Here is a 17,135-nt window from a genome sequence, read left to right on the forward strand (position 1 = left end):
GGATCAGTTCGCCTTTCGCAGGAGGGCCAGGAACATTCCGTCGCTGTTGTGGACATGGGGCCAGAGCTGAGCGTATCGCCCGCCTTCACGGGGCACAGATGCGAAGGACTCCGCCTCGGTGCCGGTGATCGCCGACAGCGCGGCCGGGGTGTCGAGGATCTCGATGTCCGCGGTTCCCGACTTGGCTCGCAGGCGCAGAACCTCGTCGACGATGAGCACGGTTTCGGCGTAGTGCGGTGAGCACGTCGAGTAGGCGACCACTCCCCCGGGCGCGCAGGCGTCGAGGGCAGCGGCGAGCAGTTCGCGCTGCAGTCCGGTCAGGGACGTGATGTCTTCGGGTCGTCTGCGGTAGCGGGCTTCGGGGCGGCGGCGCAGGGCACCGAGTCCGGAGCAGGGCACGTCGACGAGGATCTTCGAGTAGGGTCCGCGGACGTCGCGTCCGTCGCGGACGGCGGCGGTGACGTTGGTCAGCGCCTTGGTGGAGTCGCGGACGAGATCGACACGGTGCTCGCTGGAGTCGAAGGCCTCCAATGTCGTCGATTCGCCGGCGGCTCTGGCTGCGAGGACGGCGGCCTTGCCGCCGGGTCCGGCGCACAGATCGGCCCAGGTTCCGGCGGGTGCGTCGATCTCGGCCAGGGCGAGGGCCACGAGCGCGGATCCTTCGTCCTGGACGCGGGCACGCCCGTCGGCCACGGCTGCCACGTCCCTGGGCACCGCGGTCTCCAGGGTGACGCCGAACGGCGACAGCGGGGTGGGTTCCCCCGGCAGTTCGGTGCGGTCGATGAGTCCGGGCAGGGCGGTCACTCCGACCTTTGCGGGTGCATTGTCGGCTTCGAGGAGAGCTTCGAGCTCGGCGGCGTCGCGGCCGTGCCCCTTGAGCGCCTGGTTCAGTGCCCGGACAACCCATTCGGGGTGGGAGTGTTCGATCGCCAGTCGGGTTGTCTCGTCGGCCCCGGCGGTGACGCGGTCGAGCCACTCGGTGGGTTCGGCTTCCGAGATGCGACGGAGCACGGCATTGACGAAACCGGCGGTCTTCGTGGCCGATCGTTTGACCACGGCGACGGTTTCGGACAGTGCAGCGTGGTTGGGCACCCTCATCGACAGCAGCTGATGGGCGCCGAGCCGCATTGCGGCCAGGGGTTCGGGATCGATCTTGTCGACGGCTCGGGACGAGGCGATTTCGATGACCGCATCGTAGAACTTCTGCCGACGCAGGGTTCCGTAGGTGAGCTCGGTGGTGAAGGCAGCGTCCTGAGCGCCCATACGGGTGCGGGAGAGTTTGGCCGGCAGCAGCAGGTTCGCGTAGGCGTCTTTCGTCGCCACGTCGAGGAGGACTTCCCGGGCGATGCGCCGCGGCAGGTTCTTTCCGGTCCGTTCGCCCTGCGATGCTCCGCGGTCCTGACGTGGGCGGTCGCGACCCTGACGGCCGCGATCGCTGCGTCCGCGGCCGTGGCCGGCGCGTCGGTCGGTGTCTCGGGGGCCGCCTCGGCGGTCTCTGCCTGCTGACTCAGCCATGGCTCTTATGCTTGCCTCTCGGTATAGGGGTCGAAGGTCACGTCTCCACGGCCGCGCAGGAAGTCGGCCGTGGCCATCCGGGCCTTGCCGAAGGGCTGGATCTGCTCGACTCGGACCCAGCCGTCACCGCAGCGCAGCACCGGCTGCTGCTGCCAGGTGGTCAGTTCGCCGACAGCCCCGGGGGTCGTCACTTCGGGTGCGGGTGAGAGTCCGAAGAGCTTCGTCCGATTTCCGTCGAGTTCCACCCATGGTCCCGGTGCGGGACTGGTTCCGCGGGCCCGGTCGATGACCCGGGCGGCCGGAGCGGACAGATCGAGGTGGGCGTCGGTGACGGTGATCTTCTCCGCATGGCTGGATGCACCGGTCTGCGGGGTCGGAGCGGCGGTGCCAGCGGCGAGATCGTCGAAGGCGGCGACGAGTTCGGGGGCCCCGCGGCGTGCATAGTCCTCAAGAGCCTCGGCGACATCTGCGTGGTCGAGCGGCAGTTCGAGTCGTCGCAGCACGGGTCCGGTGTCCATGCCTTCGTCGATGCGGAACACGCTGATCCCACTGGTGGTCTCGCCGCCTATGAGTGCGCGTTGGACGGGGGCGGCTCCGCGGTAGGCCGGCAGCAGTGAGAAGTGGAGGTTGAACCAGCCGAGTCGGGCGGTGGCCAGTGCAGCGGGTCCGGCGATGGCTCCGAAGGCGACGACGGCGACGGCGTCGACATCGAGTGCCTGCAGCTGCGAGATGACATCACCGCGCAGACGACCGGCTTCGATGACGGGCAGTCCGAGCTCAAGAGCGCGGGTCTTCACCGGTGACGGGGTGAGGACCCTCTTCCGTCCGAAGGGCGCATCGGGTCGGGTGAGCACCGCACGGATGCGGTGGCCCGATTCGGCAAATGCCTCGAGGGCGGGAACTGCGACATCAGGGGTGCCGGCGAAGACGATATCCACGACTTGGATTCTACTGGTTCGCCGCGCCGTCACAGCGACCGGGGATCATCGATGCGCACGCGCACCTGCCGTTGCTTCTTGGCCGACCGGGAGGCGATGATCTCGGCCGCTCTCGTTCCGACGCGGTCTCCGGCGGAGAACGGGTAGGCGCTGACGCTGCGCTGTCCGTCCTCGGCGTCCTCGCGCAGGAGTTCCTCGACCTCGCCGATCTGTTCGAGCACCTCGTCGATGTCGGCGCCTGCTCCCGTGAGTTCGAGGATCCGTCGGTAGGGCGGGAAGCCGAGAGCCTGCCGGTCGCTCAGCTGTCGTGACATGAAGGTCGTGGGGTCGAAGGCGGTCAGAGTCTGCCGGATGAGTTCGTCCTCGTCTCCGAGGTAGACGACTCCCCCGTCATCGCGGGAGCGCACGAGTGAGGCGGCACGCAGTCGGCGTGCCGCACTTTCGTCGATCGAGCGCATCCAGGGTCCCGGCCACAGCGAATCCAAGAGGATCGCCGCGGCATAGCCGCCGAGCACATAGGGTTCGGCTCCGGTGGTGGCGACCACGAGCCGCGGGGTCTCGTCGAGGGCAGTGGAGATGTGGTCGCCTCCGGATTCGACGATCTCGATATCGGGCAGCGCCCGGGCGAGCTCTTCGACGGTGCGGGCCCGGCCGCGCACGATCGATCGCACACGGTTCGAATGGCAGCGCAGGCAGCTGAACGTCTCCGAGTGATAGCCGCAGGACCGGCAGGCGAAGGGTCCGACTTCCGACTGTGTGGTCAGCGTCGCCTGACATTGCGGGCAGCGGGCGACTTCCTGGCAGCGGGCACAGGCGAAGACAGGATAGTAGCCGGAGCGCGGCACCTGCACGAGCACCGGACCGGGCACTCCGCCGTCCCGGGGACGCGGACGCAGCGCCGTTCGCATGATCTGCCAGGCGCGGCTCGGAATGCGCTGCCAGGCGAAGGGGTCCCGGTCCTCATCGGGGACGAAGACGACGGGGGCGGCATGCCGCCTGGCCGGTCCGACCGGTGTGACGTCGGCCAGCCAGCCGATCTCGACGAGGCGCTGCACTTCGGCGCTGCGGTCGGTGGAGACGAAGAGCAGCTCGGTGTCCTCGATCGTCGACCGCAGCAGGCAGACCTCTCGGGCGTGCGGGTACGGGGCGTGCTGATCGAGGTAGTTGAGGTTCGCGTCATCGGTGCAGATGATGAGTCCGAGGTCCGCGACGGGGGCGAAGGCCGCCGCACGCGTGCCGATCGTGATCCGCGTGTGTCCGAGCAGTCCGCGCAGCCAGGCCTGCCACCGCAGCTCCGGTGACTGGTCGGCACTGAGCACCGAGACCTCCGCGATCCCAGCGTGGGTGAGAGTCGAATGGAGCACGGCGAGTTCACGATGATCGGGCACGAGCCAGAGCACGGATCTGCCGGCTTCGAGACTCGCCCGTGCGGCATCGAGTCCGGCACGGATCCAGCTGAGGCCCGGCGTCGGCCCGGGTGTGCACGCCAGGGCTCTGCGCCGAGGCGAGCCCGAGACGTTGTCGACCGTGGGTTCCGTCCCCGCCGCGAGAACCCATTCGCCGAGGCGGCCGAGCAGCTGCGGATCATCCGCCGGCCCGTCGTCCGGTCCGGTCGCTGGGTCCGCGGCGTCGGCATCGGTCTGCGCGGCCGGCTGTCCCGCCTTCTCCGCCTTGAGCACGGCTTTCTCGCCGCGGGCATGACGCGGTGGGATGGCCAAGCGCAGCACATCGGCGAGGGTGCCGCCGTAGCGACGGGCGACGGCTTCGCTCAAGGCGAGCAGATCCGCACTCAGCACTTGAATGGGACCGCTGATGCGTTGGATCGTCGCCAGCGGACCGAAGTGGTCCGAGCTGTCGACACGTTCGAGCAGATAGCCGTCCCGCAGCTTTCCCGCAAACTTCACTCGCACCCGCACTCCGGGCAGAGCAGCCTCGGCGAGCTTCTCCGGCACCGCATAGTCGAAGGTCCGCGCCAGGTGCGGGACGGGATGGTCGATGAGCACTCGGGCGACCGGTTCGGTCGGGGCCAGGGGAACCTGGCCCTCGGCCGAGGTGCCGGTGTCGATCGGGAGGGGTTCGTCCACGCCGACGGCAGACTAGTTGGAGGACACGGCGCGCAGCAGATCCTCGGCGCGGTCCGTGACCTCCCAGGTGAAATCGGGCAGCTCACGGCCGAAGTGGCCGTAGGTCGAGGTCTGCGAGTAGATCGGGCGCAGCAGGTCGAGTTCCTGGATGATCATCGCAGGGCGGAGGTCGAAGACCTCGCGGATGGCAGCCGAGATGGCCGCCGGGTCCGCCTTCTCCGTCCCGAAGGTCTCGACGTAGAGCCCCATCGGATCGACTCGGCCGATCGCATAGGACACCTGCACCTCGGCGCGGTCGGCGAGACCGGCGGCGACGACGTTCTTCGCGACCCAGCGCATCGCGTAGGCCGCCGAACGGTCGACCTTCGAAGGGTCCTTGCCGGAGAACGCACCGCCGCCGTGACGGGAGAACCCGCCGTAGGTGTCGACGATGATCTTCCGTCCGGTCAGACCGGCATCGCCCATCGGCCCGCCCGTCACGAAGGGACCGGCGGGGTTGATGTGGATGTTCGCGCCCGAGGTGTCGAGACCGGAGTCGGCGATCACCGGATCGATGACGAGTTCCTTGATCTCCGTGTGCAGCTGAGACTGGCTGGTCTCCGCCGAGTGCTGGGTGGAGACGACGACGTTCTCGATCGACACTGCCTCATCGCCGTCATAGCCCAGCGTCAGCTGGGTCTTCCCATCGGGGCGCAGGTAGTCGAGCCGACCGGACTTGCGCACCTCGGAGAGCTGCTCGGCCATCCGGGAGGCCAGGTGGATGGGCAGCGGCATGAGCACATCGGTGGAGTTGTCGGCATAGCCGAACATCAGTCCCTGATCTCCGGCGCCGAGGCTGGTGCCGTGGTCGGAGGATTCGACGGCCTCACGGAAGTCCAGCGGATTCGTCACACCGGAGTGGATGTCCGTGGACTGGCTGCCGATGGACACGGAGACTCCGCAGGAGTGCCCGTCGAAGCCGGTGTCCGAGGAGTCGTAGCCGATTCCCGTGATGAGGCTGCGCACGATTCCGGCGACATCGGCGTAGGCAGCCGTATTCACTTCACCGGCGACGTGGACGAGGCCGGTGGTGACCATGGTCTCCACGGCCACTTTGGCGTTGGGGTCCTGCCGGAGCAGGTCGTCGAGCACCGCATCGCTGATCTGGTCGCAGATCTTGTCGGGATGTCCCTCGGTGACGGACTCGGATGAGAAGAAACGCAGATTTGTGTGTGTCACGTTGTCGATTCTACGTGGGTGATTCGGTCGGAGACGGCCGCGATGACCTTTTGTGAAACATGGTCCTTCGACCCGTGGAATTCCTCACCGACGACGATCTCGCCGCAGTCGGAGGAGATGATCTGGACCATGGTGTCATCGTGGCCGAAAGCGCGGTCGTCGGAGACGTCGTTGAAGACGAGCAGGTCGACGCCTTTGCGCTCGAACTTGGCTCGAGCGTAGTCGAGGGCAGCGGTGGCGGCGTCACCGGTCTCGGCGGCGAACCCGACGATGATCTGATGGCGGAGGCTGGTCTGACGGCTGCGCTCGTCGACGAGTCCGCGGAGGATATCCGGGTTCTGCACGAGACGCAGAGTCAGTCCGTCGTCTCCGGACTTCTTCATCTTCGAGTCCGTGGTCTCGGCAGGTCGGTAATCGGCGACGGCAGCGGCCATGATGATGGCATCAGCCCACACCTGGGCCGAATGCATCGCCGACTGCAGCTCCAGAGTGGATTCGACCGGAGTGATGGCGATGCCCGCAGGCAGTCCCGTCAGCAGACCGGTGTCGATGTTCGCGGCGACGAGTTCGACTGATGCGCCCGCGGCATGGGCGGCCTTGGCCAACGCGATGCCCTGTTTGCCTGAGGAGCGGTTGCCGAGGAAGCGCACGGGGTCGAGTGCTTCCCGCGTGCCGCCGGCGCTGATCACGATGCGACGACCGGACAGAGCACCGCTGGGGCCGGTTGGCGCGTCTGCGGACTCGCCGACGACGCCGTCCTTGACCGAGAGCGCAAAGTCGACGATCTCTTCGGGTTCGGGCAGTCGTCCGGGACCGGAGTCGGGGCCGGTGAGGCGTCCGACAACAGGGTCGAGGACATGGACGCCGCGGGAGCGCAGGGTCGCGATGTTGGCGACTGTGGCGGGGTTGAGCCACATCTCCGTGTGCATGGCCGGGGCCACGACCACCTCGGCGGTCGTGGTGAGCACGGAGGCGGTGAGCAGATCATCGGCTCGTCCGGCGGCGAACTTCGCGATCAGATCGGCGGTCGCCGGGGCGATGATGACGAGTTCGGCTTCCTGTCCGATGCGGACGTGATTGACGGTGTCGATCTCGTCGAAGACATCGGTGGTCACGGTCTGGCCGGACAGAGCCTCAAGGGTGGGGGCACCGATGAATTTCAGTGCGTTGGCCGTCGGAACGACCTTGACGCTGTGGTCGAGCTCCCGGAGTCGCCGGATGATGTGTGCCGCTTTGTAGGCGGCGATCCCACCGGCGACGCCGAGTACGATTCTCACTGGTCGCTGAAGTCGATCGCGCCGTCGTTGCTCACAGGAGCGGTGGCTTCGGCCTCGGGTGCGGCCTGGATGAAGTCGGCTTCGGAGACCTCGCGGGCGACGATCTTCGACTCGTTGACCTCACGCAGAGCGATCGACAGAGGCTTCTCGTTGGTGCCCGGCGTGACGAGCGGACCGACGTTCTCGAGCAGTCCCTCCTGCAGCTGGGCGTAGTACGAGTTGATCTGACGGGCGCGCTTTGCCGCGATCGAGACCAGTTCGTACTTCGAACCGGTGACGTTGAGCAGATCGTCGATCGGAGGGTTGGTGATGCCTTCAGGCTGTGCGGGCAAGGAGATTCCCATCTAATCGGAAGTGGATATACCCATCAATGATAGGAGTTCTTCGGCCGCAGTGCGAACGTGGTCGTTCACAATGGTCACGTCGAACTCCGATTCGGCGGCCAATTCGCGTTTCGCGGTGGCCAGTCGTCGCTCCTGCTCCTCCTCGGTTTCGGTGCCTCGACCGGTCAGTCGGGAGACGAGTTCCTCCCAGCTGGGCGGGGCGAGGAAGACGAAGCGGGCACCGGGCATCTTCTCTTTGACCTGGCGGGCTCCCTGCAGATCGATCTCCAGCAGCGCGGGAATCCCCTGGTCGAGCTTCTCCTCCACCGGAGCCGAAGGTGTGCCGTAGCGGTGGCGTCCGTGGACGACGGCGTATTCGAGCAGCCGATCCTCGGCGATGAGGGTGTCGAAGGCGTCGTCGGTGAGGAAGTGATAATGGACACCATCGATCTCACCGGGGCGTCTGGGTCGGGTCGTGGCCGACACGGAGAACCAGACCTCGGGGTGGTTCTGCCGAATATAGGTGCTGATGGTGCCTTTTCCGACGGCGGTCGGACCCGCGAGGACGGTGAGTCGATTATTCACAGATCTGAGGTTGTCACACTCAGGAATATTTCTCCAACAGGGCGGACTTCTGGTGCACGCCCAGACCTTTGATCCGACGGGAGGTGGCGATGCCGACCTCTTCCATGGCGGCTTCGGCGCGCCGGTCGCCGACTCCGGGCAGAGCTCTGAGCAGATCGAGCACACGCATCTTCGCCAGTGCTTCGTCATCTGCTGCCTTCTTGAGCACGGCCGCGAGATCGGTATCGCCGGTCTTCAGCGCCGACTTCACTTCGGCTCGTGCCTGACGTGCCTTGAACGCTTTGTCCAACGCAGCGGAACGCTGTTGCGGGGTCAACGGTTCGAGTGCCACTTTGTCTCCTCTGTCACCATGAACGGGCAGGTAGGGAAGTTGTCTCAGTCTAAGACAAAATCCCTGCCGAGAGGCGATATGAGCAGAAATTTGTGTCGTGGCGAGCCGGAATCCGCCCGTCGACGGAACACCGAAACCGGTGTTCGGACCGCCCCCGCGATCCGAACACCGCTGTTCAGTCGGTGACCGTCAGCGCACGATTGAGCGCGGCGGCGGTTTCGGCCAGACTGTCGGGTCCGGCACCGAGCACCGCCCGGGAGGCGGTGGCGAGCACCTGTCCCGATTCCAGCGCCCGGTCGCCGAAGACCGCCCGCAGCTCGGTCAGGCCCGCACCCTGTGCACCGACGCCCGGAGCGAGGATCGGTCCCCCGCAGTCACTGGGATCGAAACCCAGATCGCGCGCTGCGGTGCCGATGGTCGCGCCGACGACGAGTCCGAAGGGACCGAGCTCGTCGGGTGTCCCCAGTGCCTGAGCATTGCGCTGCCGGACGCGGGACACGATCGATCCGGCCACCGATTCGCGGTCTTTCACGGCATGCTGGACTTCTGCCCCTTCCGGGTTCGAGGTCAGTGCCAGGACGAACACGCCCTTGCCGTGAGCGGCAGCGAGTTCGAAGGCCGGCTCCAGGGCGCCGAATCCGAGGTAGGGCGAGACCGTGATCGAGTCCGCGGCCAGCGCCGAGGCAGGGTCGAGGTAGGCCTTCGCGTAGGCACCCATGGTCGACCCGATGTCACCGCGTTTGATGTCGAGAACGGTGAGCAGTCCGGCGTCCCTGGCCGCGGCCAGCGTCTCTTCGAGAGCAGCGACTCCGGCGGAGCCGTACTGTTCGAAGAACGCAGACTGCGGTTTGACGGCGGCCACCGAGCCCTTGAGCTCGGAGACCGTGCGGAGGGCGAACTCCCGCACGCCTGCGGCGCTGGCGGGCAGCCCCCAGGAGGCGAGAAGATGCTCGTGCGGGTCGATGCCCACACACAGCGGTCCGTGCTCGTCCATGGCGGCTGCCAGTCGGGTGCCGAACATCAGGCGTTCCAATCCTGCAGGCTGCGCACGTCGAATTTCGAGTCGCGGATGACCTCGAGGGAGGTCACGGCGGCGGCGAATTCGGCCAGCGTCGTGATCAGCGGCACGGAGTTCGCGGTCGCCGCGGCTCGGATCTCGTAGCCGTCGGCGCGTTCCTGCCGACCCGACGGCACGTTGATGACCATGTCAATGGTGCCCGCGGTGAGGTAGTCGATGACCGTGCGGTCTTCGGCGTCGGCCTCGAAGTGCTTGTGCACCTGTGTGGTCTTGATCCCGTAGCGGGAGAGCACGGCCGCGGTGCCGGTGGTCGCGACGACGTCGAAGCCCATGTCGACGAGCTCCTTGACCGGCAGCACCATGGCGCGCTTGTCCCGATCGGCCACCGAGACGAACACGGTGCCCGAGGTCGGCAGCTTCACGGACGCCCCGAGCAGTCCCTTCGCGAAGGCGGTCGGGAAGTTGTGGTCGATGCCCATGACCTCACCGGTCGAGCGCATCTCGGGACCGAGGATCGAGTCGACGATCTTGCCTTCGACGGTGGTGAACCGTCGGAACGGCAGGACTGCCTCCTTGACTGCGATCGGATGGTCGAGCGGCAGGGTCGAGCCGTCGCCCTCTGCGGCCAGAAGGTCACCGCGCAGATCCTCGATCGTGCGGCCCACGGCGATGAGCGCCGCGGCCTTGGCCAGCTGGGTCGAGGTCGCCTTCGAGACGAAGGGCACGGTCCGCGAGGCTCGTGGGTTGGCTTCGATGACGTGGAGGACATCCGCGGCGATGGCGAACTGGATGTTGAGCAGTCCGCGCACGCCCACACCTTCGGCGATGGCCTTCGTGCCCTGGCGGACGCGCTCGAGCACGTCCTCACCCAGAGTCAGCGAGGGCAGTACGCAGGCGGAGTCGCCGGAGTGGATTCCGGCCTCCTCGATGTGCTCCATGATTCCGCCGATGTAGACCTCGTTGCCGTCGAAGAGGGCGTCGACGTCGATCTCGATGGCGTCTTCGAGGAACCGGTCGACGAGGACCGGACGGTCGGTTGAGATCTCCGTGGCGCTGGCCATGTAGTCGAGCAGCTGGGTGCGGTCGTAGACGATCTGCATTCCGCGTCCGCCGAGGACATAGGAGGGCCGCACGAGCACCGGGTAGCCGATGTTCTCCGCGATCGCGGCGGCTTCCGCGGCAGTCACCGCGGTGCCGTGCTTGGGGGCTGTGAGTCCGGCCCTCTCCAGCACGGCTCCGAACTCTCCGCGGTCCTCGGCCAGGTCGATGGCTTCGGGCTGGGTGCCGAGCACCGGCACACCCGCAGCCTTGAGCTTGTCGGCCAGACCCAGCGGGGTCTGTCCGCCGAGAGTGCATACGACGCCGAGGACCTCGCCGGCGGCGAGTTCGGCGTGGTAGACCTCCATGACGTCTTCGAACGTCAGGGGTTCGAAGTACAGGCGATCGGCGGTGTCGTAGTCGGTCGACACGGTCTCCGGGTTGCAGTTGACCATGATCGTCTCGTAGTCGGCGGATCCGATCGCCATGGTCGCGTGCACGCACGAGTAGTCGAACTCGATGCCCTGGCCGATGCGGTTCGGGCCCGACCCGAGGATGATCACTGCCGGGCGTTCGCGCGGCATGACCTCGGTCTCGGAGTCGTAGCTCGAGTAGTGGTAGGGAGTCTTCGCTTCGAATTCTCCGGCGCAGGTGTCGACCGTCTTGAACACCGGGCGCACGCGCAGTGCATGGCGGATGCCGGTGACGACGCTCGTGTCGAGGCTGCGCAGTCCCGCGATCTGCTCGTCGGAGAATCCGTGGTTCTTCGCGACCCGCAGGACCTGCTCGTCGAGTTCATCGGCGTCGCGGACATAGGCGGCCACCTCGTTGATGAGCTGGATCTGGTCGAGGTACCAGGGGTCGATCGCGCAGGCGTCGAAAACCTCCGACGCGCTCAGGCCGGCGGCGAGTCCGCGCTGGACCGAGTGGATGCGGTCGGCAGTGGCGTGCGAGATGGCTTCGAGGACGGATTCGCGGACGTCGTCGTCGGAGACGTCTGGCAGATCGGTCCAGCTGAACGCGGAGTCCTTCTGCTCGAGTGAGCGCATCGCCTTCTGCAGCGCGGTGGTGAAGTTGCGGCCCAGGGCCATGACCTCACCGACGGATTTCATCGTCGTCGTCAGGGTCGGATCCGCGGCCGGGAACTTCTCGAAGGTGAAGCGCGGGATCTTCACGACCACATAGTCCAGGGTCGGTTCGAAGCTGGCCGGAGTGACCTTCGTGATGTCGTTGGGGATCTCGTCGAGCGAATAGCCGACGGCGAGCTTCGCGGCCATCTTGGCGATCGGGAAGCCGGTGGCCTTCGACGCCAGCGCCGAGGACCGGGACACGCGCGGGTTCATCTCGATGGTGATGATGCGTCCGGTCTTGGGGTCGACGGCGAACTGGATGTTGCAGCCGCCGGTGTCCACGCCGACGGCCCGGATGATGGCAATGCCGATATCGCGCATCGACTGGTATTCCCGGTCGGTCAGCGTCAGTGCCGGGGCCACCGTGATCGAGTCACCGGTGTGCACGCCGACGGGGTCGACGTTCTCGATCGAGCACACGACGACGACGTTGTCCTTGTTGTCGCGCATGAGCTCGAGTTCGTATTCCTTCCACCCGAGGATCGATTCCTCGAGCAGCACCTCGTGGGTGATGGAATCGGACAGGCCGGCGCCGGCGATGCGGCGCAGATCGGCTTCGTCATAGGCCATGCCCGAGCCGAGGCCGCCCATGGTGAACGAGGGACGGACGACGACCGGGTAGTTGAGCTCCTCGGCGGCGGCCAGGGCTTCGTCGAGGGTGTGGCAGATGGCGGATCTGGCCACTTCGGCACCGCACGCCTCGGCGATGTCTTTGAACTTCTGACGGTCCTCGCCGCGCTGGATGGCGTCGACGTCGGCACCGATGAGTTCGACGCCGTACTTCTCGAGCACTCCGGCGTCGTGGAGGGCGATGGCCGCGTTGAGTGCGGTCTGTCCGCCCAGGGTGGGCAGGAGCGCGTCGGGGCGTTCCTTCTCGATGATCGTCTCGATGACGTCCGGATCGATGGGCTCGACGTAGGTGGCGTCGGCGATGTCCGGGTCGGTCATGATCGTCGCCGGGTTCGAATTGATGAGGATGACGCGCAGGCCCTCGGAGCGCAGCACGCGGCAGGCCTGGGTGCCGGAGTAGTCGAATTCGCAGGCCTGGCCGATGACGATGGGGCCGGAGCCGATGACGAGGACGGATTTGAGGTCGTGTCTCAGTGGCATTGGGTGTTCTCCTTAGGCCTGGGCAGCCGAATCGGCCTGGGAAGCGGACATGAGGTCGACGAAGCGATCGAACAGGTAGCTCGAATCGTGCGGGCCGGCCGCAGCCTCGGGGTGGAATTGGACGGAGAAGGCGGGAATGTCGAGGCAGGCGAGTCCCTCGACGACGTCGTCGTTGAGGCACACATGGGAGACGGTCACGCGGCCGTAGTCGGCCTTGTGCGGGGCCGTGGTCTCGCCTGTCAGCGGAGCGTCGACGGCGAAGCCGTGGTTCTGCGAGGTGATCTCGACCTTCTCCGTGGTCCGGTCCATCACGGGCACGTTGATCCCGCGGTGGCCGAAGGGCAGCTTATAGGTGCCGAAGCCCAGGGCCCGACCGAGCAGCTGGTTGCCGAAGCAGATGCCGAAGAACGGGATTCGGGCGTCGAGCACGGCGCGCAGCAGTTCGACCTGATCGTCTGCGGTGGCGGGGTCGCCGGGTCCGTTGGAGAAGAAGACTCCGTCGACGCCCAGGGCCCGGATCTCGTCGAAGCTGATCGTCGACGGCAGCAGGTGCACGTCGATTCCGCGTTCGCTCAGTCGTTCGGGGGTCATCGATTTGATGCCGAGGTCGACGGCGGCGACGCTGAAGCGCTTCTCCCCGCGGGCGGGGATGAGTCGGGGTTCGGTGATCGAGACTTCGTCGACGAGGTTGGCTCCGGCCATCTGCGGAGACGCCTGGACACGGGCGAGGAGTTCGGATTCGGGCGCCTCGGCGGCGGGTCCGGAGAAGATGCCCACGCGCATGGCTCCCTTGTCGCGCAGGTGGCGGGTCAGGGCTCGGGTGTCGACGTCGGAGATGCCGACGATCCCGGACTCGTTCAGCCAGTCGGCCAGGTCGCCTTCGGACCGCCAGTTCGACGAGATCCGGGAGGCATCGCGGACGACGTAGCCGGCGGCCCAGATCTGGGCGGATTCGTCATCGGTGCGGTTGATCCCGGTGTTGCCGATGTGCGGAGCGGCCTGGATGATGACCTGTCGGTGATAGGACGGATCTGTCAGCGTCTCCTGGTAGCCGGACATGGCGGTGACGAACACGGCCTCACCGGTGGTCTCGCCGATGTGTCCGTAAGCGGAACCGTGGAAGGTCCGGCCGTCTTCGAGGACGAGGACGGCGGGGGTGGTGGAAAAGCTCATTGTGCCTCTTCGATCATTTCGCGGATACGGTCGACGGTGGGGGTGGTGGATGCGGCGTAGCGGGCACGGAACCCCGTGTCGACGAGGGTGTCGCCGAGGTGCCAGGTGATGCGGATGATGCCTCCGCGTTCGACGAATTTCCCGATCATCCCGTTCGTGGTGTCCACGGAGACGATGTCGCGGCGCGGGATGAGGAAGTCCTCGCGTCCGGCCAGGTCCATGATCACTCCCCCGTCGGTGACGACGAGTTCCCCGGTGGTGCGGATGCCCAGGCCGTGGACGGCGACGCGTTCGAGCGGATGGCCGGCCTTCGTCGTCGACACATAGGAGCCCTCGACGGGTTCGCCCACGGCCTTGATTCCCATATGGGGCTTCGGCGGGGTGACGACCTCTGACTGGGCCCGTTTGCGTCGGCTCCATCCCCAGGCGATCGCGACGATCACGAGGAGGATGACGGCGGCGACGATGAGTGTGCCTACTGTTGTGTCCATGTTGCTCCTGCCGGGTGGGGTGTGGTGAGTGCCCCTGCGGCCAAGACCCGGTGGCCGTAGAAGAAGGTGTCGGTGACCTGCGCGGTCACTTCGACGCCGGCGAAGGGGTTGTTGCGTCCCTTCGTGGCGTGGTCGGCGGGTTCGATGCGGTGCGGTGCGGCCGGGTCGACGAGGACGATGTTCGCACTCGCCCCGATCTCGAGGCTGCCGTGACCGGAGGCTGCGGTGATCCGGGCCGGAGCCGAGGACATCACGCGGGCCACATCGCCGAAGTCGAAGTCGTGGTCGGCCATGGCTGCGACGACGATCGACAGGGCGGATTCCATGCCGACCATACCCATGGCCGCTGCGGTCCATTCGCTGCATTTGTGTTCGGCCGTGTGCGGGGCGTGGTCGGTGCCGACGACGTCGATCGTGCCGTCTGCCAGCGCTTCACGCAGCGCCTGCACGTCACGGTCGGTGCGCAGCGGCGGATTGACCTTGTAGACGGGGTCGAACGTGCGCACGAGTTCGTCGGTGAGCATGAGATGGTGCGGTGTCACCTCGGCGGTCACGGCGATCCCCCGGGCCTTGGCCCAGCGGATGAGGTCGACGCTGCCGGCCGTGGAGATGTGGCAGATATGCAGCCGGGACCCGACGTGTTCGGCCAGGAGGACATCGCGGGCGATGATCGACTCCTCGGCGACGGCGGGCCAGCCGGGCAGTCCGAGTTCGGCCGAGACCGTTCCCTCGTTCATCTGTGCGCCTTCGGTCAGGCGAGGTTCCTGTGCGTGCTGGGCGATGATCCCGTCGAAGGTCTTGACGTACTCGAGGGCGCGGCGCATGAGCAGCGGATCGGAGACGCAGATTCCGTCATCGGAGAACATCCGCACGCGAGCTCCGGAGCGCGCCATGGCTCCCAGCTCGGCGAGCTGCTTTCCCTCGAGCCCGGTGGTGACGGCGCCGACGGGTACGACTTCGGTGAATCCGGCGGCGCGGCCGAGGCGGTGAACCTGTTCGACGACACCGGCGGTGTCGGCCACGGGTGCGGTGTTCGCCATGGCGTGAACGCAGGTGAACCCTCCCGAGGCGGCTGAGCGTGATCCGGTGAGCACGGTCTCGGCGTCTTCCTTGCCCGGCTCGCGCAGATGGGTGTGCATGTCGACGAGTCCCGGCAGGGCCACGAGTCCTGCGGCGTCGACGGTCTCACAGTCGTTTGAGCTCAGCAGTTCGGGGTCGACGATGCGACCGTCCTGGATCGCGATATCGGCGACTCCGCGTCCGAGCACATCGGCACCGCGGATGAGGTAATCAGTCATTGGTCTCCTCCTGACCGGTCAGCAGACGGTAGAGGACCGCCATGCGCACGCTCACTCCGTTCTCGACTTGGTCGAGGACGAGGGCGCGGGGTGAGTCCGCTGCGGCAGCGGAGATTTCGAAGCCGCGGTTCATGGGCCCTGGGTGCATGATGAAGCTCGTCTCCGGCAGTTTGGCCAGACGGGCAGCGCTCAGTCCCCACAGGCGGGCGTATTCGCGTTCGTTGGGGAAGAAGGATTCGTGCATCCGCTCGTGTTGGACGCGCAGCATCATCACGGCTGCGAAGTCCTCGGCGCTCAGGGCCGAATCGAAGTCGTAGTGGATGGTCACCGGCCAGTTCTCCACTCCCCAGGGCAGCAGGGTGGGTGGTGCGATGAGGTGGACGTCCGCGCCGAGGCGGGCGAGCAGGTGGACGTTCGACCGAGCCACTCGGGAGTGCAGGATGTCTCCGACGATGGCGACCTTCGCTCCGTCGAGTCCCTGACCGCGCGGTCCCCCTTGCACCGGCCCCGAGGCGGGGACTCCGGACAGTGCCCGGCGCAGGGTGAACGCGTCGAGGAGCGCCTGGGTGGGGTGTTCGTGGGTGCCGTCGCCGGCGTTGACGACGGGAACGTCGATCCACCCGGTATGGGCGAGGCGGTGGGCGGTGCCCGCCCCGGAGTGGCGGACGACGATGGCATCGGCGCCCATCGCCGAGATCGTCTGGATCGTGTCCTGGAGGCTCTCGCCCTTCGACACGGAGGAGCCCTTGGCGGAGAAGTTGAGCACATCGGCCGAGAGCCGCTTGGCTGCGGCCTCGAAGGACAGTCGGGTGCGTGTGGAGTCCTCGAAGAACAGGTTGACCACTGTGCGTCCGCGCAGCACGGGCAGCTTCTTGACTTCGCGTTCGGAGACGAGAGTCATCTCCTCGGCGATGTCGAGGATGCCGATGGCGTCGTCTCGGCTCAGCGATGCGGTGTCGAGCAGATGCTTCATTCGCGGCCTCCCGAGATGCTCACGGAGTCGTCTCCGTCGATTTCGGTCAGGGAGACGTTGACGCGTTCGCTGCTCGAGGTCGGCAGGTTCTTGCCGACATGGTCGGCACGGATCGGAAGGTCCCGGTGGCCGCGGTCGACGAGGACGGCGAGGCGGACCTTGGCGGGCCGACCGACATCGGCAAGGGCGTCGAGGGCAGCGCGGATGGTGCGTCCCGAGAAGAGCACATCGTCGACGAGGACGACGGTCTTCGCATCGATTCCCGCACTCGGGATGGTGGTCGGTTCGGGTGCCCGGTAGGAGCCGCCGCGCAGATCGTCACGGTACATCGTGATGTCGAGACTGCCGGCGAGGTCGCCTGCGGTCTCGGGACGACCGGAGATGGAGGCGATCGCCTCGGCGAGTCGGTTGGCGAGCGGGACTCCGCGGCGCGGAATCCCCAGGAGGACGAGGTCGTCGCTGCCCTTGTTGGATTCGATGATCTCGTGCGCGATGCGGGTGATCGCCCGCGAGATATCGGGGGCGTCCAGCACTGTTCGCTGTGTCATATTTCCCCTTCTCCGCCTCTCTGGACGGTGGTTAAAGGAGTGGTTCGATTCGATTGTAGACCCGGTGGGGTGCCCACCGGCGGGC

At 66.8% G+C, this 17,135-nt stretch carries 15 protein-coding genes; all 15 read right to left on the reverse strand.

Translation table 11 applies throughout. The annotated features are described in order from the left end of the window. Positions 1-3 precede the first annotated feature (3 nt). Entirely contained in the window at positions 4-1,515 is a 1,512-nt protein-coding gene (locus AC3CD9_RS06415; RefSeq protein ID WP_488366860.1) for an RsmB/NOP family class I SAM-dependent RNA methyltransferase, read from the reverse strand. A 5-nt stretch (positions 1,516-1,520) separates the two neighbouring features. Continuing rightward, positions 1,521-2,453 (reverse strand): methionyl-tRNA formyltransferase, encoded by a 933-nt coding sequence (locus AC3CD9_RS06420; protein WP_488366861.1) that lies wholly within the window; start codon positions 2,451-2,453, stop codon positions 1,521-1,523. Between the two features lie 29 nt (positions 2,454-2,482). Continuing rightward, the gene (locus tag AC3CD9_RS06425) at positions 2,483-4,537 is read right to left on the reverse strand and encodes a primosomal protein N' family DNA-binding protein (protein ID WP_488366862.1); all 2,055 of its coding nucleotides are present in this window, start codon (positions 4,535-4,537) and stop codon (positions 2,483-2,485) included. 12 nt (positions 4,538-4,549) lie between these two features. Then, the gene (gene metK, locus AC3CD9_RS06430) at positions 4,550-5,755 is read right to left on the reverse strand and encodes a methionine adenosyltransferase (protein WP_173152539.1); all 1,206 of its coding nucleotides are present in this window, start codon (positions 5,753-5,755) and stop codon (positions 4,550-4,552) included. After that, positions 5,752-7,032: a bifunctional phosphopantothenoylcysteine decarboxylase/phosphopantothenate--cysteine ligase CoaBC gene (coaBC, locus tag AC3CD9_RS06435; RefSeq protein WP_488366863.1), complete on the reverse strand. Its 1,281-nt coding sequence runs from the start codon at positions 7,030-7,032 to the stop codon at positions 5,752-5,754. Before coaBC ends, metK begins: the two co-directional genes overlap by 4 nt. Continuing rightward, entirely contained in the window at positions 7,029-7,376 is a 348-nt protein-coding gene (rpoZ, locus tag AC3CD9_RS06440) for a DNA-directed RNA polymerase subunit omega (protein WP_025777823.1), read from the reverse strand. The genes coaBC and rpoZ overlap by 4 nt, the downstream gene beginning before the upstream one ends. Further along, positions 7,377-7,940 (reverse strand): guanylate kinase, encoded by a 564-nt coding sequence (gmk, locus tag AC3CD9_RS06445; RefSeq protein ID WP_488366864.1) that lies wholly within the window; start codon positions 7,938-7,940, stop codon positions 7,377-7,379. It lies immediately after the preceding gene. Between the two features lie 19 nt (positions 7,941-7,959). Next, the gene (gene mihF, locus AC3CD9_RS06450; RefSeq protein WP_025777825.1) at positions 7,960-8,271 is read right to left on the reverse strand and encodes an integration host factor, actinobacterial type; all 312 of its coding nucleotides are present in this window, start codon (positions 8,269-8,271) and stop codon (positions 7,960-7,962) included. 175 nt (positions 8,272-8,446) lie between these two features. Beyond that, positions 8,447-9,292, reverse strand: coding sequence for an orotidine-5'-phosphate decarboxylase (gene pyrF, locus AC3CD9_RS06455; RefSeq protein WP_488367510.1), 846 nt, complete (start codon positions 9,290-9,292; stop codon positions 8,447-8,449). Continuing rightward, a complete protein-coding gene (gene carB, locus AC3CD9_RS06460) occupies positions 9,292-12,567 on the reverse strand; it encodes a carbamoyl-phosphate synthase large subunit (RefSeq protein ID WP_488366865.1) in 3,276 nt (1,091 codons plus the stop codon). The genes pyrF and carB overlap by 1 nt, the downstream gene beginning before the upstream one ends. 12 nt (positions 12,568-12,579) lie before the next feature. Further along, positions 12,580-13,740, reverse strand: a complete 1,161-nt coding sequence (carA, locus tag AC3CD9_RS06465) for a glutamine-hydrolyzing carbamoyl-phosphate synthase small subunit (protein ID WP_488366867.1) — start codon at positions 13,738-13,740, stop codon at positions 12,580-12,582. After that, complete coding sequence (locus AC3CD9_RS06470) at positions 13,737-14,231, reverse strand: PH-like domain-containing protein (RefSeq protein ID WP_139908112.1); 495 nt, start codon at positions 14,229-14,231, stop codon at positions 13,737-13,739. Before AC3CD9_RS06470 ends, carA begins: the two co-directional genes overlap by 4 nt. After that, positions 14,216-15,529 carry a dihydroorotase gene (locus tag AC3CD9_RS06475; RefSeq protein ID WP_488366868.1) on the reverse strand — a complete coding sequence of 438 codons (1,314 nt, stop codon included), beginning with the start codon at positions 15,527-15,529 and terminating at the stop codon, positions 14,216-14,218. Before AC3CD9_RS06475 ends, AC3CD9_RS06470 begins: the two co-directional genes overlap by 16 nt. Further along, positions 15,522-16,502, reverse strand: a complete 981-nt coding sequence (locus tag AC3CD9_RS06480; protein WP_488366869.1) for an aspartate carbamoyltransferase catalytic subunit — start codon at positions 16,500-16,502, stop codon at positions 15,522-15,524. The genes AC3CD9_RS06475 and AC3CD9_RS06480 overlap by 8 nt, the downstream gene beginning before the upstream one ends. Further along, complete coding sequence (pyrR, locus tag AC3CD9_RS06485; protein WP_488366870.1) at positions 16,499-17,050, reverse strand: bifunctional pyr operon transcriptional regulator/uracil phosphoribosyltransferase PyrR; 552 nt, start codon at positions 17,048-17,050, stop codon at positions 16,499-16,501. Before pyrR ends, AC3CD9_RS06480 begins: the two co-directional genes overlap by 4 nt. Positions 17,051-17,135: the final 85 nt, after the last annotated feature.

Source organism: Brevibacterium sp. MGP-B1, from assembly GCF_057766545.1.

Coding starts and splice junctions, on each gene's coding strand:
- carB (WP_488366865.1), bottom strand. CDS start 12,567: ATGCCACTGAGACACGACCTCAAATCCGTCCTCGTCATCGGCTCCGGC.
- AC3CD9_RS06415 (WP_488366860.1), bottom strand. CDS start 1,515: ATGGCTGAGTCAGCAGGCAGAGACCGCCGAGGCGGCCCCCGAGACACC.
- AC3CD9_RS06470 (WP_139908112.1), bottom strand. CDS start 14,231: ATGGACACAACAGTAGGCACACTCATCGTCGCCGCCGTCATCCTCCTC.
- rpoZ (WP_025777823.1), bottom strand. CDS start 7,376: ATGGGAATCTCCTTGCCCGCACAGCCTGAAGGCATCACCAACCCTCCG.
- pyrR (WP_488366870.1), bottom strand. CDS start 17,050: ATGACACAGCGAACAGTGCTGGACGCCCCCGATATCTCGCGGGCGATC.
- carA (WP_488366867.1), bottom strand. CDS start 13,740: ATGAGCTTTTCCACCACCCCCGCCGTCCTCGTCCTCGAAGACGGCCGG.
- AC3CD9_RS06480 (WP_488366869.1), bottom strand. CDS start 16,502: ATGAAGCATCTGCTCGACACCGCATCGCTGAGCCGAGACGACGCCATC.
- AC3CD9_RS06475 (WP_488366868.1), bottom strand. CDS start 15,529: ATGACTGATTACCTCATCCGCGGTGCCGATGTGCTCGGACGCGGAGTC.
- pyrF (WP_488367510.1), bottom strand. CDS start 9,292: ATGTTCGGCACCCGACTGGCAGCCGCCATGGACGAGCACGGACCGCTG.